The 22,655-nt window shown below is 47.0% G+C and carries 15 protein-coding genes; 6 read left to right on the plus strand and 9 right to left on the minus strand.

Annotated elements, in window-relative coordinates; all coding sequences use genetic code 11:
* Positions 1-736 precede the first annotated feature (736 nt).
* Positions 737-3,673 (plus strand): ribonucleoside-diphosphate reductase subunit alpha, encoded by a 2,937-nt coding sequence (locus ACJJI7_RS00920; RefSeq protein WP_020412716.1) that lies wholly within the window; start codon positions 737-739, stop codon positions 3,671-3,673.
* A gap of 465 nt (positions 3,674-4,138) precedes the next feature.
* Positions 4,139-5,404, plus strand: coding sequence for a ribonucleotide-diphosphate reductase subunit beta (locus ACJJI7_RS00925; protein WP_020412714.1), 1,266 nt, complete (start codon positions 4,139-4,141; stop codon positions 5,402-5,404).
* Positions 5,405-5,560: 156 nt separating this feature from the next.
* On the opposite strand, the gene ACJJI7_RS00930 is transcribed toward ACJJI7_RS00925, so the two are convergent.
* From ACJJI7_RS00930 to ACJJI7_RS00940, 3 genes are read right to left on the minus strand one after another with little or no spacing between them, the layout of a single operon-like run.
* Entirely contained in the window at positions 5,561-6,307 is a 747-nt protein-coding gene (locus tag ACJJI7_RS00930) for a LytR/AlgR family response regulator transcription factor (protein ID WP_282952715.1), read from the minus strand.
* A gap of 12 nt (positions 6,308-6,319) precedes the next feature.
* Entirely contained in the window at positions 6,320-7,333 is a 1,014-nt protein-coding gene (locus tag ACJJI7_RS00935; RefSeq protein WP_444901140.1) for a sensor histidine kinase, read from the minus strand.
* 21 nt (positions 7,334-7,354) lie between these two features.
* Entirely contained in the window at positions 7,355-8,071 is a 717-nt protein-coding gene (locus ACJJI7_RS00940) for a hypothetical protein (RefSeq protein WP_020412711.1), read from the minus strand.
* Positions 8,072-8,508: 437 nt separating this feature from the next.
* Here ACJJI7_RS00940 and ACJJI7_RS00945 point away from each other — a divergent pair, with 437 nt between their 5' ends.
* Positions 8,509-8,895, plus strand: coding sequence for a DUF2750 domain-containing protein (locus tag ACJJI7_RS00945; protein ID WP_020412710.1), 387 nt, complete (start codon positions 8,509-8,511; stop codon positions 8,893-8,895).
* 684 nt (positions 8,896-9,579) lie between these two features.
* On the opposite strand, the gene ACJJI7_RS00950 is transcribed toward ACJJI7_RS00945, so the two are convergent.
* Entirely contained in the window at positions 9,580-10,110 is a 531-nt protein-coding gene (locus ACJJI7_RS00950) for a redoxin domain-containing protein (protein WP_020412708.1), read from the minus strand.
* Between the two features lie 72 nt (positions 10,111-10,182).
* On the opposite strand from ACJJI7_RS00950, the gene ACJJI7_RS00955 reads away from it, so the two are divergent.
* Positions 10,183-11,097 (plus strand): alpha/beta hydrolase, encoded by a 915-nt coding sequence (locus tag ACJJI7_RS00955; RefSeq protein WP_444901139.1) that lies wholly within the window; start codon positions 10,183-10,185, stop codon positions 11,095-11,097.
* Between the two features lie 85 nt (positions 11,098-11,182).
* Here ACJJI7_RS00955 and ACJJI7_RS00960 read toward each other — a convergent pair whose 3' ends face one another.
* A complete protein-coding gene (locus ACJJI7_RS00960) occupies positions 11,183-12,400 on the minus strand; it encodes a hypothetical protein (RefSeq protein WP_444901138.1) in 1,218 nt (405 codons plus the stop codon).
* A gap of 421 nt (positions 12,401-12,821) precedes the next feature.
* Positions 12,822-15,011 carry a hypothetical protein gene (locus ACJJI7_RS00965; protein WP_444901137.1) on the minus strand — a complete coding sequence of 730 codons (2,190 nt, stop codon included), beginning with the start codon at positions 15,009-15,011 and terminating at the stop codon, positions 12,822-12,824.
* 494 nt (positions 15,012-15,505) lie between these two features.
* On the opposite strand from ACJJI7_RS00965, the gene ACJJI7_RS00970 reads away from it, so the two are divergent.
* The gene (locus tag ACJJI7_RS00970) at positions 15,506-16,273 is read left to right on the plus strand and encodes an SIMPL domain-containing protein (protein WP_020412704.1); all 768 of its coding nucleotides are present in this window, start codon (positions 15,506-15,508) and stop codon (positions 16,271-16,273) included.
* A gap of 85 nt (positions 16,274-16,358) precedes the next feature.
* On the opposite strand, the gene ACJJI7_RS00975 is transcribed toward ACJJI7_RS00970, so the two are convergent.
* Positions 16,359-17,027 (minus strand): DNA-3-methyladenine glycosylase I, encoded by a 669-nt coding sequence (locus tag ACJJI7_RS00975; protein WP_444901136.1) that lies wholly within the window; start codon positions 17,025-17,027, stop codon positions 16,359-16,361.
* Between the two features lie 226 nt (positions 17,028-17,253).
* Here ACJJI7_RS00975 and ACJJI7_RS00980 point away from each other — a divergent pair, with 226 nt between their 5' ends.
* Positions 17,254-18,711: an amidohydrolase gene (locus ACJJI7_RS00980; RefSeq protein WP_444901135.1), complete on the plus strand. Its 1,458-nt coding sequence runs from the start codon at positions 17,254-17,256 to the stop codon at positions 18,709-18,711.
* A 134-nt stretch (positions 18,712-18,845) separates the two neighbouring features.
* Here ACJJI7_RS00980 and ACJJI7_RS00985 read toward each other — a convergent pair whose 3' ends face one another.
* Both ACJJI7_RS00985 and ACJJI7_RS00990 read right to left on the minus strand, forming a co-directional pair.
* Entirely contained in the window at positions 18,846-21,029 is a 2,184-nt protein-coding gene (locus ACJJI7_RS00985; RefSeq protein ID WP_353376072.1) for a S9 family peptidase, read from the minus strand.
* A gap of 79 nt (positions 21,030-21,108) precedes the next feature.
* The gene (locus ACJJI7_RS00990; RefSeq protein ID WP_444901134.1) at positions 21,109-22,485 is read right to left on the minus strand and encodes an SLC13 family permease; all 1,377 of its coding nucleotides are present in this window, start codon (positions 22,483-22,485) and stop codon (positions 21,109-21,111) included.
* Between the last annotated feature and the right edge of the window lie 170 nt (positions 22,486-22,655).

Below are 22,655 nucleotides of genomic sequence, written 5' to 3' on the forward strand. Positions count from 1 at the left end.
TAACGCATAATTCATCTAGCTGCTCACACTTGTGACACTAAATTCATTATTTAGATAAATATTCACCAATGCATACCTAATAAACAAGCCCGCGCCAACATTAAATTCACGCCACAAAGTTGATCATCTTAGTACCAATTTGCTCAAATTACGGTCATATAAAAATGGTTATTGCCGTTGTTAATTTAGAACGCCTTCGCTATTAAAAAAAATTGTAAGAGCTTGTATTTAACCCACTCCCGAAGTGCCTAATCCCATGCAGCCCAGCTATGGCGGGCTCTGCCGCGGAAGTGGCTACTGACTCAACCAGCCTACCCACAATTTATCCACAAACAACTACAAAGTTATTCGCCTTGAACTGACCCGCCTACCGCATTATCTTGTAGCGCACTCGAGGCCGTACCCCTATATATTGGGGTAGAGGGCTAAGGGCATCCCCAATTCAAGGGGCAAATTCCGGCGCCTTGCCACACTTTTTGGCGGTGGGCGTCAGACGCTGCTTTTTTCAAAGCAGAATCAGAGGTAAGCGGGCGGAAAGGAATTATCCGCCGCAGGCAGCAGCCGGCAGACCTTAACTGTGCGCCGGTCATCAAGCCGCCTGTTTCCAGTATCCCCCACAGAGTGGGAGAAATTACTGAATGCGATGGACCCGCTCCGCACATGCCACGTAGTCCAGTGGCCGCTGTTCTAGTGAACACACGCGGACAGACAACAAAACAACCTTTCGGAGATTTACATGCACACAGAGACAGGGCGCTCTCAAACCGTGCCTGCGGAAAAGTCGGGCACCTCAAGCGACCAGGCTACTGGCGGCACCACTCTGGCCGCTACTGCACCGGGACAAATCCGCGTAATTAAGCGCAATGGTACCGTTGTCCCCTACGACGACAGTAAAATTTCCGTCGCCGTTACCAAGGCCTTTCTCGCTGTTGAAGGCGGCACCGCCGCTGCGTCCAGCCGTGTCCACGAACAAGTTGAAGAACTGGTTGGCCAGATCAGCTCTACCTTCAAACGCCGCATGCCTTCTGGCGGCACGATTCATATCGAGGAAATTCAGGACCAGGTAGAACTGGCCCTGATGCGCGCCGGCGAGCACAAGGTTGCGCGCGACTATGTACTTTACCGCGAAGAGCACGCCCGTCTGCGCGCTGAGAAAGTGAAAACCGCTCAGCAAACTGAGCAAGCTATCGATGCCCACCCCAGTATTCGTGTAAAACTCGACGATGGCAGCCTTGTCCCCCTGGATATGGAGCGCCTGCGCACTGTTGTCAGTGAAGCCTGTGAGGGCCTCAAGGATGTAAACGCCGACGCCATCCTCAGTGAAGCGCTGAAAAACCTGTACGACGGTGTTTCCGAAAACGATATCAATACCGCATTGGTGATTACTGCGCGTACCCTGGTTGAGCAGGAGCCCAATTACACCTTTGCCACTGCCAGCCTGCTGCTGGACAAGCTGCGCTCAGAAGCCCTGCGCTTCCTTGGTGTTGCAGAGCGCGCCACCCAGCACGAGATGGAAAAGCTCTACGCCTCCACCCTGCCCACCTACGTGGAAAAGGGTATCGAACTGGACCTGCTGGACCCGGCGCTGGCCACCTTCGACTTGGAAAAACTCGGCGAAGCTTTAAAAGGCGAACGCGACCACCAGTTTACCTACCTGGGCCTGCAGACCCTGTACGACCGCTACTTCCTGCACAGCGATGACATTCGTTTTGAGTTGCCGCAGATCTTCTTTATGCGTGTCGCCATGGGCCTCAGCATTAATGAAGAAAATAAGAACGAGCGCGCGGTAGAGTTCTACAACCTGTTGAGCTCCTTCGACTACATGAGCTCCACCCCAACCCTGTTTAACGCCGGCACCCTGCGCCCGCAGCTGTCCTCCTGCTACCTGACAACGGTACCGGACGACCTGCACGGTATTTACGGTGCTATCCGCGATAACGCCATGCTGTCCAAGTGGGCCGGCGGTCTCGGCAATGACTGGACGCCAGTGCGCTCCCTGGGTTCCTATATCAAAGGCACCAACGGCAAGTCCCAGGGTGTTGTGCCCTTCCTGAAAGTGGCCAATGACACCGCAGTAGCAGTCAACCAGGGCGGCAAGCGCAAGGGCGCTGTGTGTGCTTACCTGGAAACCTGGCACCTGGATATCGAGGAATTCCTCGAGCTGCGCAAGAACACTGGTGACGACCGCCGCCGCACCCACGATATGAACACCGCCAACTGGGTCCCCGACCTGTTTATGAAGCGCGTGTTCGAAGACAAAGAATGGACCCTCTTCTCCCCGGCGGATTGCCCGGACCTGCACGACCTGTTCGGCACCGCATTCGAAGAGCGCTACAACCACTACGAACAACTGGCTGCCGAAGGCAAGCTGCGCCTGTTCAAGAAAATCCGCGCACTCGACCTGTGGCGCAAGATGCTGGGCATGCTGTTCGAAACCGGCCATCCCTGGATTACCTTTAAAGACAGCTGCAACCTGCGCAGCCCGCAACAGCACGCCGGTGTGGTACACAGCTCCAACCTGTGCACCGAGATCACTCTCAACACCAAGGCCGACGACGAAATCGCCGTGTGTAACCTGGGCTCCGTCAACCTGGCTCAACACATTGGTGAGAACGGTGAACTCGACCGCACCAAGCTGGCCAATACCGTAAAAACCGCGGTACGTATGCTCGATAACGTTATCGACATCAACTACTACGCGGTTGAAAGTGCACGACAGTCCAACATGCGTCACCGCCCGGTAGGCATGGGCCTGATGGGCTTCCAGGATGCGCTGTACAAAGCCGGCATCGCCTACGCCAGCGACGAAGCCGTCGCCTTCGCCGACAACACCATGGAAGCGATCAGTTTCGAAGCCATCTCCGCTTCCAGCGATCTGGCTGCCGAGCGCGGCAAGTACCAGACCTACGAAGGCTCCTTGTGGAGCAAGGGTGTTCTACCACTGGACTCTATCCAGATCCTGGCTGAGCAGCGCGGCCAGCAGTTTATCGAACAGGACACCAGTTCCACTCTGGACTGGGACGGCCTGCGCGAAAAAGTAAAATCTCAGGGTATGCGAAATTCCAACGTGATGGCGATCGCCCCTACCGCGACCATTGCCAATATCACCGGGGTTTCCCAGTCGATCGAACCGACTTATCAAAACCTGTATGTGAAATCGAATCTGTCCGGCGAATTCACCGTAGTGAACCCCTACCTGGTACACGATCTGAAAGATCGCGGCCTTTGGGATCAGGTCATGGTTAACGACCTGAAATACTACGAGGGTTCCGTACAGAAAATCGATCGCGTACCGGAAGACCTGAAAGCGAAATACCGCACCGCGTTTGAAGTGGAACCGCGTTGGATTGTGGACGCCGCCAGCCGTCGCCAAAAGTGGATCGACCAGGCCCAGTCCCTGAACCTTTATATTGCCGGTGCCGATGGCAAGAAGCTGGATCTGACCTATCGCATGGCGTGGTTCCGCGGCCTGAAAACCACTTACTACCTGCGCGCCCTGGCTGCCACGACCACAGAGAAATCCACCGTAAACAGCGGCACCTTAAATGCGGTAAGCGCACACGGAAGTAACGGCATGGCCGCTGCAGAGCCTGCTGAACAGGCGGCACCGGTTCCAGCTGCGGTACCTCAGGCCTGCTCCCTGGACGACCCGGATTGCGAAGCCTGTCAGTAAAATTATTGCCCCTTTTTTAAGGGGCTGCACTAACTCTCGGGGGAGAGCGTCGTAACCGCACGTGCGGGCATGACCATGCGCAGCGACCCCGGCCCGCCCGGTACCAAAAAGCCGGAAGAAGTTACGGGCCGGGGATCGTCTGCGACCTGCAAGCAACAGGAATTTTCCCAAAGTGCAAAATACAAAATTGCTGTAATACACCGACTTTAAGCATCGGAACTCCTTTGCCCAAGCAGCCTTCCCAGGCTCTAAAACCCGGAAAAATACGGGTAAAAAGCAAAGCAGTAATTGATCTGGCACAGTAATTTTGTGCCCGGGCAGGTAGAAAATACCTACTCCAAAGAATTATTGCCGGAAAAAAACCGGTACATCACCCCTGGCCCCTCCCTGCGAGTATCGCGCCAGGAAGATTGAAGAAAATTAATATCGAACTTTCGATACCGAGACCAATCAAAAGGGCCAACTATGCTGAGCTGGGACGACTTCGAAACAAAGCCCCAACAACCTGAGAAAGCAACCGAACCGCGACCGGCGCCGGAGACCCAGGCGAAAGCTGTGCAAGAACCCAGTGCTTCTTACACAGCGGAAGCAACAGCTCCCACAGCCACTCCGGCGTCGCCTGCGGCCCAAAGTGGCTCCACAGCTGTTGAAGCTGCACGGGCAACAGTTGCCAATATGGACCCAGCTCCCGGCCTGGAAGAACTGGAAATGGGCGCAGCCCGTATCCAGGTGGATGAAAAGCGTATTATCAATTGCCGCGCTGACCTCAACCAGTTAGTGCCCTTTAAATACGACTGGGCCTGGCAAAAGTACCTGGATGGCTGTGCCAATCACTGGATGCCCCAGGAAATCAACATGAACAAAGACGTGTCCATGTGGAAAGACCCTAACGGTCTCACCGAGGATGAGCGTCGCATCGTGGAGTATTCCCTCGGTTATTTTTCCACCGCAGACTCCCTGGTTGCCAACAATCTGGTGCTGGCGATCTACCGCCATATCACCAACCCGGAGTGCCGCCAGTACCTGCTGCGCCAGTCTTTTGAAGAAGCTATCCACACTCACGCCTACCAGTACTGTGTTGAGTCCCTGGGCATGGATGAAGGTGAAGTCTTCAATATGTACCGCGAAGTGCCTGCAGTTGCCAAGAAAGCAGCCTGGAGCCTTTCCCATACCCAGGCAATCGGTGATCCCAACTTCAAAACCGGCACTGTTGAATCCGACCAGGAGCTGCTGCGCAACCTGATCGCCTTCTACGCCGTCACCGAAGGCATCTTCTTCTACTGCGGTTTCAGCCAAATACTGTCTATGGGTCGCCGTAACAAAATGACGGGGGTTGCCGAACAGTTCCAGTACATTCTGCGTGATGAGTCTATGCATCTTAACTTCGGCATCGACGTGATCAACCAGATCAAGCTGGAAAACCCACACCTGTGGACTGCAGAATTCCAACAGGAAGTAACCCAAATGATTCTCGAAGGTATGGAACTCGAGGTCGCCTACGCCCGCGATACCATGCCCCGCGGTGTGCTCGGTATGAATGCGAACATGATGGAGGAATACCTCCAGTTTATCGCCAACCGCCGCCTCAGCCAGCTGGGCTTGAAAGAGCAGTTCCCAGGTGCCCAGAATCCATTCCCGTGGATGTCTGAAATCATGGACCTGCGCAAAGAGAAAAACTTCTTCGAAACCCGGGTTATTGAATATCAAACCGGTGGCGCACTACAGTGGTAAGCGCCTCCTGGTAAGCGAATTACTAAAAAAGGAGAAAGTAGTCGCTCACAGGAAGAGAAGTATTGAAAACGGGCTTGATGCCCGTTTTTTTTATCCTAATAATAGCCTGCTGAAGGTTCTCCCTAGTATTCACCCCACAAATACTTCTGCCTAAGTTTAACTATCAAGCCAGCGCCGAAAAGCAGAACTTCTTGTCTTGCTAGTTATGAGAGGTTCGTTCAAACCTGAGAGATGAACGGCGAGAGTGTCTTTACCGTAAGCCTCAAAGCGCTGCACATACTGGATATTGACAATATCGCTACGATTGATTCGAATAAATTTTTGAGGGTTCAGCTGGGACTCAAGATCAGTCACCGACTGTTGCACTAACGGGTGAATCATCCCTTTTTTATCGTGCGCAACAATAATTCCTTGCTCAGCCCTTAGGCAAATAATATCTTCTACCCATAAAACCTCTACACCTCTGCCCTTTCTCAATAGAAATCTATATCTAAATCCAGCGCCGCCAGCCGGCTCTTCCTTGGCATAATTTTTATCTGAAAAACTACTCTTTAACTGCTCGAAAGACAGCATAGCACCGGTAAAACGCTTGTAAGAATATGGCTTAAGTAAATATTCAATTCCCATATTTTGAAAAGCATTCATCCAATAGGAATCATGGGCGGTGGTATATATAACCGGGCAGGGTAAATCAATCTCACTCAACACGTGAAACACCGGCCCATCGAGCAGCTCTATATCTGAGAATATAAGATCTAACTCGATTTCCTCCAGGAAAAATCTCCGAACCTTTTCAACCTTATCCAACGGACCCAAGATTTTGGCTTGAGAGTTATACTTCAGTATATAGTTCTTTAGTTTCTCGGCCGTTAACGGCTCATCCTCAATCAATAGAATATTCATCGAATGATTACATTAGTTACAGGCTAGTGGAAGGCGCAACATGAATTCACCATCCTTTTGCATGACTTCTATTGACCTACCTAGGATCATCTCCGATCTTTTCCTCAGGTTTATTAGTCCTAACTTTCCCGAAGGAACCGTTGTAACTTTTGGCCTTATTTTATTTCTCACCTCAAGCCAGTGATCAGTCACTATTACTTTAACCCATAAAGGATTCTCCCTATCCCCCTGGTTATGTTTGATTACATTTTCCAGCGCCAACTGAAGAGAGCAAGGTAAAGTTACATGTTGATATAAAGTATTTCTTCTACATTCAACATCTAATTTGTACGCATGAGAAAACCTTTGCTCCACCAATGACATATAATCCATTGCAAAAGTAATTTCACGATCAAGACTTATCGTTTTGAAATCTTGACACTCTAAGACATAGCGATAGATATTTGTAAATTTATCTAGAAACTCATCAGCTACCTCAGGATTGGAACCTATAAGTGCCGACAGAACATTAAGATTATTAAATAAGAAATGAGGATCCAGCTTCTGCTGCATGGCTTCAAGCTGCTTCTCCAAAAGTAACTTTTGCACTCTCTCCAAATCTAGACGTTGCTCATTAACCCCTTTAATTAGCTTAAAGGAAATAACTGTACCACAATTTAAAACATGTAAAAAAATCAAACTCAACGCAAGTAAGGACACATGTCTTTTATCTATCTCCTGGATACCAAAGAACAGCTCCAAAGACAAAGTAAGAAATATTGCCAGGAAAAGGTAGATAAAGCCGCTAATTACAAAAACTGCAAGGAAGAATTGGATGGATATATTATCCTCTTTTTTACTTGGTATTAACGTGCCATATACTTTCAACGATAACCATTGAGAGAGAAAGCACTGCAATACAATCCAAATTGGTGCATCATAATGTATAACGATGGCATTTCCCGGAGTAGCTTTTATTGTAGCAGAGTACAAGACAACCAAAATTGAGAAACACGTCGTCAAAAAAATAATGGCTGCCTTGCTCATCTTTATACTTTACTTATTTATTTACTGCGGAAGACGCATAATAACCTGACCATTGACATCGAGAAACTCTAATTTTGCCTCACCATCTTTGGTAACCATTAGCTGAATACGTTTGTTTCCATCAATATCATTTAGCTGAAGCTTCGAATCACCATTTAGGGTACCGTAAAAAGCCCTTCTAGTCCCGCCAAGCTTTTCTTCTTTATACCGCTTTGTTAACCATGCTATTCGCTCTTTATCGCCAAGCCTTTTAGCCTCACTAAACTCCTTAGACAGATCAAAATCCATATCCTGATCAGGACGGTCCATTACTGTAAGGCCCGTGACCATATAATCAGAACTTTCAATGTGTTGCACCATTAGAGTTTGATCTTGATTATATCTATCAAAAGATAGATGTAACCCATGGTTAGTTATACCACCGTCCTGACTTCCTCGAAATATAAATCCCCCATTTTCAGTCCCCTCATCATTGTAAAAAATCATCCCAGGCCTAGAGGACTTTGATCGAAATACCTCTCGCCCATACCTTTCGACCCCTGGCGCCTTATCTGAGTTTGCTAGAACCATACGATTTAATCCGTTCTTTTCTACAATATTGATTCGCTCGACAAAAATCTCTTCAAACTCAACTGTATCCCTCTTAAGCCCCATTAAGCCGCCCAAAAAAAGTACGCTTAATGCTAGTAGTACATTAATTTTGCTTTGATGACTTGATACTTGTCTTTGATTTTCCATGTTAACTACCTTACCTAAATAAAACCTCAAAGTTAGGGGGTAGAAGGAAAGTGTTCTAGAAGAAAGCTGTGAACGGGGGGAGAACCTAAATAAACAGGGGGAAAAGCCAAATAAGATGTGCTCAAGAGGCCTTTGTGAAACATCGAGAGGATTGTTTTTGAGATATGTACAGTCAGATAACAATAGCAATCACCATGTATAGATAGTGACTTTGGGAATACAGCATATAGTGAGTCCCTATTCTTACTACCTCCCTCAAACTAGATTTATGTTCCACTAAAGCCCTTATAGATCACCATTGACGCCTATCAATAGGTTAAACAGTTTGGACAAGATTCAAAATTGGCGCATAATAACTCATACTAGCTGCACTCAACCCCCAAGAAGACGCTGTCTGTCGTAGCCGCCCGTCTTAAATTTATGATTGTGAATTCTCTATGAACACCCCTGATTTGAACGATATTGCTACCTTGAGCTGTGAAGATCGCTATGAGTATTTCCTGAGCATAGCCGGAGAAGAGCGGGAGATCTGGATACTGATCGATAGCCAAAATTGCTTTCTTAAAATACACACCGATGAAGACGGTGGCTTTGAATATCTACCAGTATGGCCAAGCGCTGAATTTGCCCAAGCCTATGCTGAGAATGAAGCAGGCCTCACCCCTAAAAGTATTCCCTTACCACAGTTTTTAAAGAAGTGGCTTTCCGGCTTAAAAGGTGACGGCATTGAAATAGGTGTGTTTCCTGCGTCGGATAAAAGCGTATGGATTACTAACTCAGAGGAGCTAGAGGTCGATCTGCGGGAAGAACTGAACAACTTCTAAATGAGCCATTCATATTGAAGCTATCGTTTCAATAATCTGACAAAGAAGCTTAATTCCATTGAATAAAAGTAAGATAACAGGCTAAACACCTGTTTTCTTGCTTAGGAAATAGACATTTACAGATTCGCCGCCTGATATTTATATATACGATTCACTTGAGACGCTGCAATGAAAATCAGGAATGAAATAAGTTTCGACACCACCAAAAGCCAAAAGGCGTAGAAAGATATAAAAATCGGCTTTGCTCACTCATAGCAGCGCAGTCGCCAGCGCAAAGAATTCGGCAAAGCAAATAGTATTCGGCTAGATAACTTTTACGTCATCCAAACCTCCCCACAAGTCGACATCCGAATTCAAAGTAAAATCCACAACTCCCCCTATAGAGAGCAGATAGATATTAACTCCCTGATCCAGAGACCGCCAATCATGTAGGGTAACAAACACTTTATCGAGAAATTGATACTGAGTAATAATCTCTCTACCATAAACAGATATAGTTTTTTGTTAAGGCCATCAATAAATATAAATTTTCTACTAGCAATTAGAGTAAGCTTGGAATCATTAACTTTAGATAGCAAAGCGTTCATCACTACCCTCCCCCCTTAAATTCAAGACCCCTAACTTTACTATGAACTTTTAATCCAAAAAGCAGTCTCCCCAAATTAGCTGTGTATTTAAAAACTCCTAATATGTTCCCCTAATTGGGTAATGATTATCAGGATTTCGAATAAACTCGATACCCACCAATAGCGTTTGCAAGTCAGGCCTTGCAAAAGGTGCATTGGAAATATCGACTATTTGCAGCCTTCCTGATTCGTTGATGACAAAAACACCCGGTTCAGCAAAGGGCCTGTCTGTTTCTTCTGGGGAGCGGGGTTTTGAAATATAGAGCCCAAGCTGCTGCATTTGGGGTATTGATAAACCGTAACCGATAGTAAATCCCGGCTGAATTGTTTCCATATGCAGAGAAGCTTTTTCCTCGGTATCGGCAGAGACAGCAACCACGTCAATACCCTCCGCATGATAGCGGGGTAGTAGCACACTCAATACACGCAAATACTTGGTACAAAGAGGGCAGTGCTTACCTCGGTAAGCGACTACCATCTGCCAATGAAAACTACCGTCGGGCTTCCCCAGCACCAACTCACCTCCGCCAAGTCGCTGTACCTTTATGGAAGGGAAATCTCTACCAGAAGCAAGCTTTATATTGCTCATTAGCACCCCACTTGAGAATATAAGTAGAGACCTAGTCAACCAATGAATCCCACCGTTAGTATAGGAGACTCAATGAAAAAGCCCCTTATTCGTTTTCTATCAACGCTACTAGCAACCGGACTGCTAAGTGGCTGCCCTGCTAACCACCAAAGTAACTCTTCTCCTGAAAGTCATTCCCAACCACTCGAGTTTTTGCCTGCCCTGAAAGGGGACTACTTTAAGTTGGATTCAACGATTATTGGGCGTCCCTACCATATCTATACTCGCCTGCCTGAGGGCTATAATTCAAACGAGGATACAACTTACCCGGTAATTTATCTCCTCGATGGGGATTCCCTGTTCCCAATTTTGGCTACTAATCACCTATTTATGCATTACGACGATTACGCCCCCGAGGCGATTATCGTAGGTATTGCATACGGCTCATTTAAACCCGAGATCAATCATCGCAGTTTTGACTTTTCGCTACCCAGTAACAGTGACACACTTAAGTACGGCGGTGCAGCACAGTTTCTCAACTTTCTAGAGCAGGAGCTCTTGCCAGCAGTTGAAAGCCGCTACGCGGTAGACCCTCAGCAACGGGTTCTCTTCGGTCAAAGCCGCGGGGGGCATTTTGTACTGTACACGGCCTTTACTAAGCCCGACTTATTTCAAGGCTTGATAGCTAGTAACGCCACCTTTCTTCCACAGCAGGAGTTTTTCCATAGGGAACCTGTACAAGCGACAAGAGAGGATCTGACTCTGGTAGTAACCAGTGGCTCTAAAGACATGCCAAACCTACGCAATGATGCACTCTCCTGGCATAAGCACTGGAAAGAACGAGAGAACACTCCCTGGCGCATTGCATTTACAACGATTCCGGGCGGTACCCATGCGGCAAACAGTACTGACAGTTACCGTTTCGGCATCCATGAGATTTTTGCGGAAGAGATCGAAGTATCTCGTATGAAAGCAGAGAACAATTTACAAGTGGCAGAGGATCACTAGAGCTAAAAATTAATAGCAGTAAATATGTGATTCCCGCAAACTAAAAAGCCCGCTTAAAAGCGGGCTTTTTAAAACGATGAGCTAATTACTCTGTACAGGCAGCAATACGACCAGCCGTATTTTTACCGGCACCACAGTTCAGGCCACCGGGGATACCAGTGTAGTCTGGGGCCATAATACCGCCGTTACGCTGAGCATCATGGTCAGTATAGAGGCTCGCCAGGTTATAAGAGCGTGCAGTACCTTTGTGATCATTATCACAGGAGAAGATCGCGCTACCGTATGCGATACCCAGGAAGGTTTTGTATTCTTTCAGGTTTGAGTAGAGGTTGCGCTTCCCTGAGCCAGAACAGTTCATCTGAGACGCCAGGTTAATATAACCGTCGTCTTCACCGCCCAACAACAGGGAACTTGCAGTTGCAATGCCAGGGAAGCCCGCATAACCGCCAATGGTATAAACCGGTGCAGCCAAATTTGTACCTACATAGTTACGCACCGCATAAATATCATTTGTCTGCAGATAGCGCACCGCTGAGCACTCTCGACCTATAAACAGATCATTGACCACGCTTTCTATCCAACTACCGTTACACAGCCGATCGACAAATTCTGTGCCGGTAATAGCACCACCAGTAGTGAAAATTGCAGCAATACCACTAATCGCTTTATTAAAGTCAACCTCAACCGCATAACGGTCATCTAAACCAGCTACGTTATAGGTCTTGGTTTCGGTTTTACATCTCTTCCAGAACCATCTGCCAGTACAAACCTTTGAGCTTTCAGTAACAGTATTTGTGTCAAACTGGTTATAAGCGCGATTGTAGTAAGGAGATCCGGGTACAGCATTGCCGGTGAGGTACATCATTTGCGCCGCACCCTGGCTATGAGCAATCACCCAAAAGGTATCATCGGCTTCACACTGATTATCATGCTGGTATCCATCTCCCTTACCACTGCGAATATCAATGATCTGCCGGGCAATCTCACCTGCTGTGCCATCATGCCAATAGGGCATTTCACCCTCATCGGTGGAGTTATATCCAACTACTCCGTAGTTGCCACCGTTCATGCGCAACTGCTGGATAAAATTACTACCATTGTATTTATCAAAGAAAGCCTCGCTCCAATAATCCAGGGCTGGCTGTTCCAGCTTACCTTGAGAATCAGTGCGCTGTTTAATATGCCCTTCGGTACCATGACCATGGACGAGAATATAGCAGTTGTCAGCTGCTGCAAAAGCTGACGCCATAAGCCCAGCAAGTGCAAGAGAGAGACTTACACCCAATCGTTTGTAGAATGTCATTGTTGTGTCCTTATATTTTTTCCCAGCCCCACTTCACACTTCCAAAAAATTATTTTTATTGGCCGGAATACTATTTTTGGACTGGCAAACTTATCTGGAGAAGATATTGCGATAATAGGACTTCAAGCGCCAAACGAGAACCCGGAGCGACATGCTTGCAGACCAGTTAGTCAGAAGGCAAGAATTCAGGCAGTTAACCAAATATATTTTAAAAAACTTATAAATCTTGACCAAAGCCCTGGTAAATCAAACAGACCGCACAGGAAGAACCCCACATCTGGATAGATTTTTTGTCCAAATTTTAACCAGGTCGAAAAATAGCAAATGTGAAAAAGGGGGCTTTCCCCCCCCTTTTTTAGTCAACAAACCCTCTATAAAAAGCGCGCAGAAAATTAAAACTGCTGATCAAATTACAATCGAATTAGTTAACGCTTTTTGAGTGATAAATCATCGCCTGCCACGTATTCTGCTGACCACCACCATAGTTTTCAAAAGTTGGGTTCTTGATGTAACTCCAAGCTACCTTGCCACCCCCCATATACATAGGTTCATCCAATCCACCCCAACCATGATTAGGCAACTGAATCGGCCCTTCAAGAACATTCAAGTCCGCATCAATTTCCATCACATAGTAGGCTTTGGGAACCAAGAGACGTAATGACTTTGGGCTATAAATTCGATCAAAGGGTAAGTTATCCGAGATACACTGGAACTTGGCATATCCGAATAAATAACGACCATTTTTTAAGTCAACTAGCTGAGGATCACTAATCTGGCAATCATTATCCTCTACCAGCCACTTAAAGCCTTGCCCACTAATGCTTCCACTACCATTGACCTTAGCAATACCAATGCGTGTCAGAGAGGAAGGATCCAGAGCATCTCCTGAATAAAGTCCTTGACGCTCAATTGAAGGAAACTGGGCTTTCTCTGGGTACCAATAATTGTAAGACATATAAGAGAGGAAGCAGTTATTTTCATCATAATCTGAACACTCCTCGTCAAATGGCCCCTCTTTGCTAGGGTCTACACCCACTTCATCTTGTAGAAACCGATCCATATCGGCATCAGCAATAAATTTTGGAGAGACAATTAATGACAAATTAGTATCTGCATCCAGGGGCACAACAGTATGCCCTCCACCATTGGAGACCATTGCCGCGGTTGAAGGTACAAAATGGTTAAAATAGCCTTCAGAGCTCGAACTTGAGGTTTCCATTTTAATCGCGATAGTTCCAAGCTGACCGTGAGTGCTGCCAATCCAGTCATTCCAGTCGCTAGTGCATAGAGCCCCATATTTCTCATTATCGGGATTATAGAATGCCCGGATATTGACAACATGGCCATCGCCACAAGCCCAATACCAACCGCGATTATCCGAACCACTCATATTCAGCGACCAATCATTTCGATTGATAACCGTTAAGCCCGCAGAATAATGTGAGTCCCCTTCATTATCGAATACACGGGCTGAGGCCGAGAAAGCATAGCTAGACCTCCCCTGGCTATCTGTATCCACGTAAACCAATTCTTCTGTTCCCACATGAGATCCGCCATGCATTTTATTTACTACATAAGCATCGGGCGTTTCACTCAGAGCTTCGCTCTCCCACTCCAGCAGCCATATCTGATCATTATATTTGTAACCATTGTCACGAATATGTTGTAGAAGAGCATCGTGATCGGCAGAGGATAAATTATCTATGATATATTCCATTTCCTCCTGCATTTCAGCACCTTTAATGGTAGTAAAGGAAGGTGATTCACCGAAATCAGTATCAGGGAACGTGCTTTTCAAACCGGGGAGAAAATCATCAAATTTTAATGTCGGGTGCTCAGTGAAGAAATCAATGAATTTTCCATGATTAGTGGCCACCATTAAGCCAATTTCATTACTAATTCGTGCTTCAATTTTGTCAATATTATCTTCCATTGTCATCCAACCGCTACCATACTGCTCCACAAGGTCCCCTTGAACCTCGTAGCGTTCATGCGCCTGGTAATCTGTATTACAAAGTACTGCCACTCGGGAGCAATCTTTGCTCGCGGCAATACCATGGGATTCATGACATTGTTTTAAAATTGTCGCATTGCCTGTCTGGTCGAAGCTGGAGGTTTCGGGGTTATATTTTAGTTCATACACGGAACCATAGGTGGTATCGTCAGCGCTGGTCCCCTCAGATAAAGTTGTTGAGACAAACATTCGGGGAGTCTCGGTGTCCGTCGCACAGGTAGCTACATAGTTACGAATAGGGATATCAATGTCATTTTCATTCTGCTCACCATCTGTCCGAGCAATATAATGAGCCATTTGATAGACTTCTTTGGCGTTATTCATTGCATCAGGCAAGGTCACATCCACAGCTGTCAAAGTGGCAAATCCAAGCTCAGTGACTTCTACATCACCGACCATCACTGAAGTACCGACATTATCTGATATTGGCGTATCACCTGCGCCTCCTTGCCCATTTCCGGAACCCTGTCCACTACCACCATCTCCTGCAGGTTGGTCAGTATCAGAAGATGAGTCTCCCCCGCCACCCCCACCACAGGCGGTCAGAAGTGTTACTAAGGTAACTGCAAGTAATTTCTTGTTAAATAATGTTCCCATGAGTTCTGCTCTTCCAGAAAGTCGCTACAAATATAGTTATTGGCTGGGCCTAGCCAGGTTGTCCCACCTAGAAACAACGGCCGACCTTAAAGGCTATGCAATCGATTTTCTGCGAAGTAGCTAAAGCAAAAAGTGTCTACTGGTTCAAAGTAAGCCTGAGGAATAAATATGCATAGGATAAAAACCTGGAAAAAGTATAGATAAAAGCTTTTATCTAGATGAAATTAGCCATAAAAATTCCCTAAAAAGACTTTCCTTAGCCCCCGGGTGACCCAAAGTCATCTAGAAAAGTTATTTGATAAAAATCAGAATTTATTTCCCCAGAACGCCTAACACTCAACTTGTCACACTTTGGCAATTTAAATCAGTTTTTAGTGATTTTGGTCACGTATGACTAATTAATGACCTCGGAGGGGTTTGCAAATATAATTACAACTTCAGCTAATTTTTAATATAAGCCCACCAACAACGACTTTTCAAAGTGAGAAATCAAAATGAACAGGATGCTACTGTTATTTACCTTTCTTCTATCCAATATCTGCGTAGCCGAACCAGAGATAAAGGGTTCTCCTCAAGAATTACGCGGAATCCTATATCCTGCAGACAATATTGTCACAATCCGTGGTAGCGCTGAAGAAACCGCTTATTCTGACCGTGCCATCATCAGCTTAGTCGTTACTACCGAAGAAGAACAATTATCAGATGCCATCACAGCAAATCACTCTCTTCGTACAAAGCTCCGACAGAGCCTCATTACAACAGGCATTGATCAAGATAAAATCAAGAACTCCAGATTTTCTTCTTCTCCACAATTTGGCTGGCTAGGCAAAAGGCCTAACAGCTACAAAGTAATGAATCGAGTAGCAATTACAATAGAGGGAGAAGATCAGCTACAAGCTGTCGCCCGGCTCGCAGATCAAAATAAAGAGGTTATGATTGTAAACACTGCATTTGAGCATTCAAAAGAGAGGCAGACCAACAAAGAGGTACAGTCTCAAGCCCTACAAAATATTTTACAACAGAAAACCGACTATGAGATGGCTTTGGGTGTAAAACTAATACCCGTCGGCATTCGGAAAAATAACACGTACTTTCGAGCCACCGGTGGTGCCATGGCTATTGAGGAAGTCGTAGTCACTGGCTCCAGAGTACAACAGGATGACCTTTACTCTTTCGAGCAGGAACCTTCCTTTGATGAGATTCTATATGAAGCAGATCTTGCAGTAGATTTTAGAATTCAGTCTGAGTCCAGAACCCAATAAATCAGCCTTTGAATAAGGGCTTGACTTCGGTATCTGAATGAAGCGCTGGATAGCTATCACCACCCCCTATCCAGCACCCCTAAACTCACCCTACAGATAGTGACAATATCTGGCTAATTTCATTCAAACTGCGATTGGATTGCATTTGCCAGGTTTCAATTGCTTCTTGCAATGCTGCCCAGTCCTTTTTTGAAGAGGGAGATTTATCCACTACTCCCTCCCTGACAAGCGCCCTTATGGTATCGCTAGCAAAAACCAGAGTATCTACCCCCATTCGGCGTAAGAATACTTGAGTAGTTTTACCTCCCAACCTATCTCCGCCCCTGCGCAGATACTTTAGATTCTCTATATAATTAGCTGTATTCCAGCTGGAAAAATAGCTTCCCAGACTGCCGTGCTTATTAGACAGCTGCCAAAAAAAATCTGCATTCCTTGGTATCGATCGTGTTTTCGTCCAATGCTTTATCATTCCCTCCTGGTGCATCAGGTCATCAAGTACCTCTTCCGGCAAGTACCGGCAAAAAGATAGGTCAAACCCATGAAAGATATTCTCAATTCCTGGCCATTTTTTCTCCACCACCTTCCAGCTAAATCCCGCCTGAAAAACAGCCCTTGAGGCGGCAGATAGCCACTGACTATTGGGAATAGACTGGATCTGCTCCGCCGCCTTGGGTTTTGTCAATCTTGCTTCAAGGCCTGCCTCTCCTCCAAATCTATCAATTACCGGAGCCTCAATATCTAAAAAATTACGCATGTAAAAATACTCCGTAAAAATTCATACCGACTTATATCAGCCTAAAGCAAGGACGACTAGTAAAATGACAAGAGACTTTTAAATAGGGACTCACTCCCAGCCTGATTTCTGGTGAGTAAATTAGGACTCACCTGAGTAATGAAAACAGAGAAAAACTCTCCCCAAACTGATACTTTGTATACACCTACTTTCTTGAATATCTATTTTATAACAGCAGGAGTTCCATATGGTCCGACGTACACTCCCCGCCCTTATTTTTGCTATCTCAGTTGCTACAGCAGATGCTTCAGGACCTGAATCACTACCAGAGGATGCTAGTTGGGTTAGCAGCCAATCTGAACAGATGAAATCCCAGGCTATTGAACTCGCTGATCACCTGTGGAGTTTGGCCGAGGTAGGTTATCAGGAAACCCTCAGCAGTGCGGCCATCCAAGCTCAGTTGAAAGCTGCGGGTTTCAGGATCGAAGAGGGTATCGCAGACATACCCACTGCTTTCATCGCCACCTTTAAACAGGGACGAGGAGGACCAACCATTGGACTACTGGCAGAAATGGATGCGCTACCCGGAGTCTCCCAAAAAGCGGTGCCCTACCATAGCCCGATTGAGAAGCAGAACGCTGGGCACGCCTGTGGACATCACTTGTTTGGCGCTGGATCAACAACAGCAGCGGTTATGCTCAGTCGTTGGTTACAGGAAACTGACACGGACGGTGAGATTCGCCTGTATGGTACGCCAGCTGAGGAGGGAGGCTCTGGCAAGGTCTATATGGTAAGAGCTGGCGCTTTTGAAGATACCGACATAGTTCTACAGTGGCACCCGGGTGACCAAAATGAAGCTCACCCACAATCCAGCCTGGCAAACAAGTCTGCAAAATTTCGTTTCAAGGGTATTGCCAGCCATGCAGCCGCTGCACCTGAACATGGCCGCTCCGCTTTGGACGGCGTCGAAGCTATGAACTTCATGGTAAACATGTTGCGTGAACATGTACCAGACAGCACCCGCATTCATTATGTAATTACAAATGGTGGAATGGCACCCAATGTCGTTCCAGCCAATGCAGAGGTCTTTTACTATGTACGTGATCGCAGTGCTGCAGACCTAGAGCCAGTATGGTCACGTGTGGAAGAGATAGCGCGCTCTGCCGCCCAAGGCACAGGTACTGAAGTGGAGTGGGAGGTAATTCATGGTAACCATAGTCTTCTACCAAACCAAACGCTGAATCGCCTTATCGATTCCAGTATGCGGCAATTTGGCGGTATCCAGTACTCAACCGATGAATTGGAATTTGCCAAGAACCTGGAGGGACTTACTCACCGCCCCGGTCGTCAAATCGGTGACCAAGAAAACATTGTCGACTATAACCCTAGCGAGGCCCCCTTCCCCGGCTCCACCGATGTGGGGGACGTAAGTTGGAGTGTGCCTACAGGCGGTTTTACCACCGCAACCTGGGTTCCGGGCACATCAGCCCATACCTGGCAGGCCGTAGCGGCAGGAGGGACAAGTATTGGTCACAAAGGGATGCTTTTAGCTGCAGAAACCCTGGCACTCACTGGAATTCAATTACTGAAGTACCCTGAACTGGTGGAACAGGCTAAGCAAGAGTTCAGCCAAAAGCGTGGAGAGAGCTTTGAGTACATCCCCCTTCTCGGCAATCGCAAGCCACCGCTTGACTACCGCAAATAAGTAAATTTCACTCTCTCTTGAATTAGAAAAGGGAAGCAAGCCTACCAAAAGCTTTGCCTCCCTTATTTCCAAGCTGCAACTTTCGCTACATCCTCAAAGTGGAGAAGTGCACGTTTCTTAAAGTGAGACTCCAGTTACTCTACAGGTACAGCAACTGCCTCCTGCCCGATGAGATCCAGATAAAAGGCATACTGCAAAGCAGTTTCATGGTAACGGCGAAAGCGACCGGAAGAGCCGCCATGTCCGGCCTCCATATTTACATTGAACAGCAGCCGGTTTTTATCAGTTTTAAACTCACGTAACTTAGCCACCCACTTCATAGGCTCAAAATACTGTACCTGGGAGTCATGCAGGCCAGTAGTTACAAGCAGATTGGGATAGTCTTGTGCCTTCACCTGATCGTAGGGTGAATATGACAGCATATATTCATAGCTATCTTTATTATTCGGGTTTCCCCATTCATCATATTCGTTGACTGTCAGAGGAATAGACTCATCCAGCATAGTGGTCACAACATCGACAAATGGTACTGCCGCAGTCACTCCCCGATATAACTCCGGAGACATATTCACGACGGCCCCCATTAACAGACCACCGGCACTACCGCCTGAAGCGAATATCTTATCTGGAGCGCCATACTTCATCTTAGTAAGGCCTTTGGTTACATCGATAAAGTCCGTAAAAGTGTTCTTCTTATTGAACATCTTTCCATCTTCATACCAAGCCCGCCCCAATTTTTGGCCGCCGCGAATATGAGCAATCGCAAATACAAAGCCGCGATCAAGCAGTGAAATCACAGAAGAGCGGAACCAGGGGTCCACCGTACTACCATAGGAGCCATAAGCGTACTGCAGCAAAGGGTTAGAACCATCCTGCCGGAATTTATCTTTCCGATACACAAGAGATACCGGCACTTTTACCCCATCGCGGGCAGTAATCAGAATGCCTTCACTTTGATAGTGCTCTGGATCAAAGCCACCAGGAACTATATCTTGCTTAAGCAGCTCCAGATTACCGGTATCTAGCTCGGCCTCATAAACACTATTTGGTGTCGTCAAACTCGAATAAGATACCCGTACGCTATTAGAATCCAGGTTGGGGTTCGCGCTCAGGCCCAATCTATATACTGGATCATTAAAACCTACCTGAATATCTTTATTGTTCTCGAGATTGATAATCCTAAGACCCGTTTGACCAGCTTTTCGCTCTATCACAGCAAGGTGATGGTTAAATAAGGTGAAATCTTCCAATAAAACATCGTTGTTGTGTGGTATCACCTCCTGCCACTTAGACTTATCTGCAGCATCTGCCAGTGCAGCTTTCATCAAGCGGAAGTTTTCAGCTTGCCAATTGGTCAGGATATAAAATTCATCTCCCAGCTTTAGAGCTGAATATTCATGATCCTCTTCGCGGGGATGCAAAGGTGAAAAGTCAGTGAGCGGGGCGTTAGCATCCAGGATTGACTGGCCACTGCTGGTTGTGGAACTGTGGTGAATCCTCACCAGCTCCCCATCTCTTGATTTGGAAATCCAGGTATAAAATGCTTTGTCACGCTCTTCATAAACAACGACATCTTCACTTTGCGGCGTCCCTAACTTATGGCGCATTACCTGATAACCAAGCAAGGTCTGGCGGTCTTTATTAATGTAGAAAACTGTCTGGTTATCGTTAGCCCAAACAGCTACCGGGGAGGCATTCTCCAACTTATCAGGCAGCAATTCCCCAGTTTTCAGATCTTTGAAACGAATAGTGTAAACACGACGCCCTACATTATCCTCCGGATATGCCAACAACCTATTGCTGGGAGACACCCCTAGGCGCCCAACACTGAAATAACCTGAATCTTTCGCCAGTTGGTTGACATCCAGCATCACCTCCTCAGCAGCTTCCAGGCTACCTTTACGGCGTGCATGAATAGCATATTCTTTTTCCGGCAGGTAACGGGTGTAATACCAGTATCCATTGTGGTACACAGGTACAGTTGATTTATCCTTCTCCAGTCGCCCCGTCATTTCCTCAAAGAGTAGTTCCTGCAACTCTTTAGTGTGGCGCATAACAGTATCAGTATAAGTATTTTCCGCCTCAAGATGCGCGATGACTTCTGGAGCCTTGCGTTCGTCATCGCGCATCCAATAGTAGTTATCTATACGCTCATGACCGTGCACAATCATCTTATGAGGCACTTTTTTAGCAACTGGAGCCGATGGCTGCTCAGAAGGTGTTATTGCATCTAAATTAGCGTTAGCTGTCTCATCACTGGACTTGCCACAAGCGGCAAGGCCCAGGGCGAATACTAACGTCGCGGTGGTGGTTTTCATTGATTCTTATTCCTCTACAGTTCCATTTTCTTATTCAAAATACATGACCAGACGATCAAAAAAGCAACTGCCAGCCGCTCTATGCCAATATCAATCCACACATCCCCGCAATAATGAGTGAAGCGGTCACGCTCAGCACTGCACCCTCCCGCACCATATCCTGCATACGCACCTTTCCTGTTCCATAGGCAATGGCATTAGGCGCCGTGGCAACTGGCAGCATAAAAGCACAACTTGCGCTCATAGCGGCGGGAATCATCAACACCATGGGATCGAAACCTGCGGAGGTGGCCGCTACAGCGAGGATCGGCATTAGTAAAGTCGCCGTAGCTGTATTACTGGTAATCTCTGTCAGGAAAGTAACCCCAAGACACAAAATAACCAACATCAACCACAGCGGCATTGCAGTCAGGAATGAGAGCCCATTCCCAAGCATGTCGCTCAACCCTGAGGCAGTAAAGCCCTTGGCAAGGGCAATACCACCAGCAAAAAGCAGTAGCATTCCCCACGGGATTGTCTCAGCAGTCTGCCAATCCAGCAGACGCCCCCCTTTGCCATTCGGTACCATAAACATGGCTACCACTGCCGCGAGGGCGACCGTACTATCCCCGGCAGCCCTAATTCCCAGCCAATCACTCCAGCCACCAAATGGTGCGTTGCGCGTAACCCAAAAAAAGATTGCCACTCCAAAAACTATCAGTGTGCGCTTTTCTTCAGCCCGCCACTCTCCAATCACCGGCGGTTCAATTTTATTTTTCAGATGCACATTACGGGTTAGCCAAAGAGCCATTATTGGTAAAGTTACCAGGGCAACCGGCACTCCCACCTTCATCCAACCCAAGAAACTGAATTCCCTGCCAGTCACCTCTTCATAGATTCCCATAAAAATCACATTAGGGGGGGTCCCAAGGGGCGTGCCCACCCCCCCGAGGCTGGCTGCGTAAGCGATACCAAGGATTAATGCGATAGTAAGACGTTCATTTTTTATGCGGGAGAGGATTGCCAAAGCAATGGGTAACATCATTAGGGTTGTGGCAGTGTTGGAAATCCACATGCTGAGGAACCCGGCAGCCAGCATAAAACCCAAAACCAAGCGCCGGCCACTGGAGACCCCAAAGAGACGCAGCATATAGAGGGCAAGGCGCTCATGGGCACCACTCTTTTCCAGGGCCTTCGATAAAATAAATGCGCCCATCAGCAGTAATATCACATGACTGCCCAAAGAGGCTGCTACCATTTTGTGGTCTGCAACTCCAAATAAGGGCAAAAGCACAAAAGGTACCAAAGACGTGGCGGGAATAGGCAGGGCCTCAGTAATCCACCAGATTACCGTCAGCAACGTAATTGCTGCGGTAACTGCAGGCAGATACTGCATCCCTACCATGGATAAAAAGAAGTAGAAAGCCACTGCCAACAATGGCCCCAAAACTATGAAGCGCTGCCGCGCAATCGACATACCTGCCCCCAAAATGCGTAAGGGTAAATTTGTTATTGGTTTATCTATCCTTTCGGGTAATCAGATTCGGTGTCCTCAGCCCTCCAGGTGGGCACACAAAATACAAGAAAGCAGACACTAAGCGCAGTAGTTTGAGATAAGAAAATCCAAAAGTATCCGCAGTACACAAA

It is taken from the genome of Microbulbifer variabilis (assembly GCF_056232115.1).

What these genes read in the sequence shown, in the direction of transcription:
- ACJJI7_RS00920 (WP_020412716.1), top strand. Translation starts at nt 737, where the DNA reads ATGCACACAGAGACAGGGCGCTCTCAAACCGTGCCTGCGGAAAAGTCG.
- ACJJI7_RS00925 (WP_020412714.1), top strand. Translation starts at nt 4,139, where the DNA reads ATGCTGAGCTGGGACGACTTCGAAACAAAGCCCCAACAACCTGAGAAA.
- ACJJI7_RS00930 (WP_282952715.1), bottom strand. Translation starts at nt 6,307, where the DNA reads ATGAATATTCTATTGATTGAGGATGAGCCGTTAACGGCCGAGAAACTA.
- ACJJI7_RS00935 (WP_444901140.1), bottom strand. Translation starts at nt 7,333, where the DNA reads ATGAGCAAGGCAGCCATTATTTTTTTGACGACGTGTTTCTCAATTTTG.
- ACJJI7_RS00940 (WP_020412711.1), bottom strand. Translation starts at nt 8,071, where the DNA reads ATGGAAAATCAAAGACAAGTATCAAGTCATCAAAGCAAAATTAATGTA.
- ACJJI7_RS00945 (WP_020412710.1), top strand. Translation starts at nt 8,509, where the DNA reads ATGAACACCCCTGATTTGAACGATATTGCTACCTTGAGCTGTGAAGAT.
- ACJJI7_RS00950 (WP_020412708.1), bottom strand. Translation starts at nt 10,110, where the DNA reads ATGAGCAATATAAAGCTTGCTTCTGGTAGAGATTTCCCTTCCATAAAG.
- ACJJI7_RS00955 (WP_444901139.1), top strand. Translation starts at nt 10,183, where the DNA reads ATGAAAAAGCCCCTTATTCGTTTTCTATCAACGCTACTAGCAACCGGA.
- ACJJI7_RS00960 (WP_444901138.1), bottom strand. Translation starts at nt 12,400, where the DNA reads ATGACATTCTACAAACGATTGGGTGTAAGTCTCTCTCTTGCACTTGCT.
- ACJJI7_RS00965 (WP_444901137.1), bottom strand. Translation starts at nt 15,011, where the DNA reads ATGGGAACATTATTTAACAAGAAATTACTTGCAGTTACCTTAGTAACA.
- ACJJI7_RS00970 (WP_020412704.1), top strand. Translation starts at nt 15,506, where the DNA reads ATGAACAGGATGCTACTGTTATTTACCTTTCTTCTATCCAATATCTGC.
- ACJJI7_RS00975 (WP_444901136.1), bottom strand. Translation starts at nt 17,027, where the DNA reads ATGCGTAATTTTTTAGATATTGAGGCTCCGGTAATTGATAGATTTGGA.
- ACJJI7_RS00980 (WP_444901135.1), top strand. Translation starts at nt 17,254, where the DNA reads ATGGTCCGACGTACACTCCCCGCCCTTATTTTTGCTATCTCAGTTGCT.
- ACJJI7_RS00985 (WP_353376072.1), bottom strand. Translation starts at nt 21,029, where the DNA reads ATGAAAACCACCACCGCGACGTTAGTATTCGCCCTGGGCCTTGCCGCT.
- ACJJI7_RS00990 (WP_444901134.1), bottom strand. Translation starts at nt 22,485, where the DNA reads ATGTCGATTGCGCGGCAGCGCTTCATAGTTTTGGGGCCATTGTTGGCA.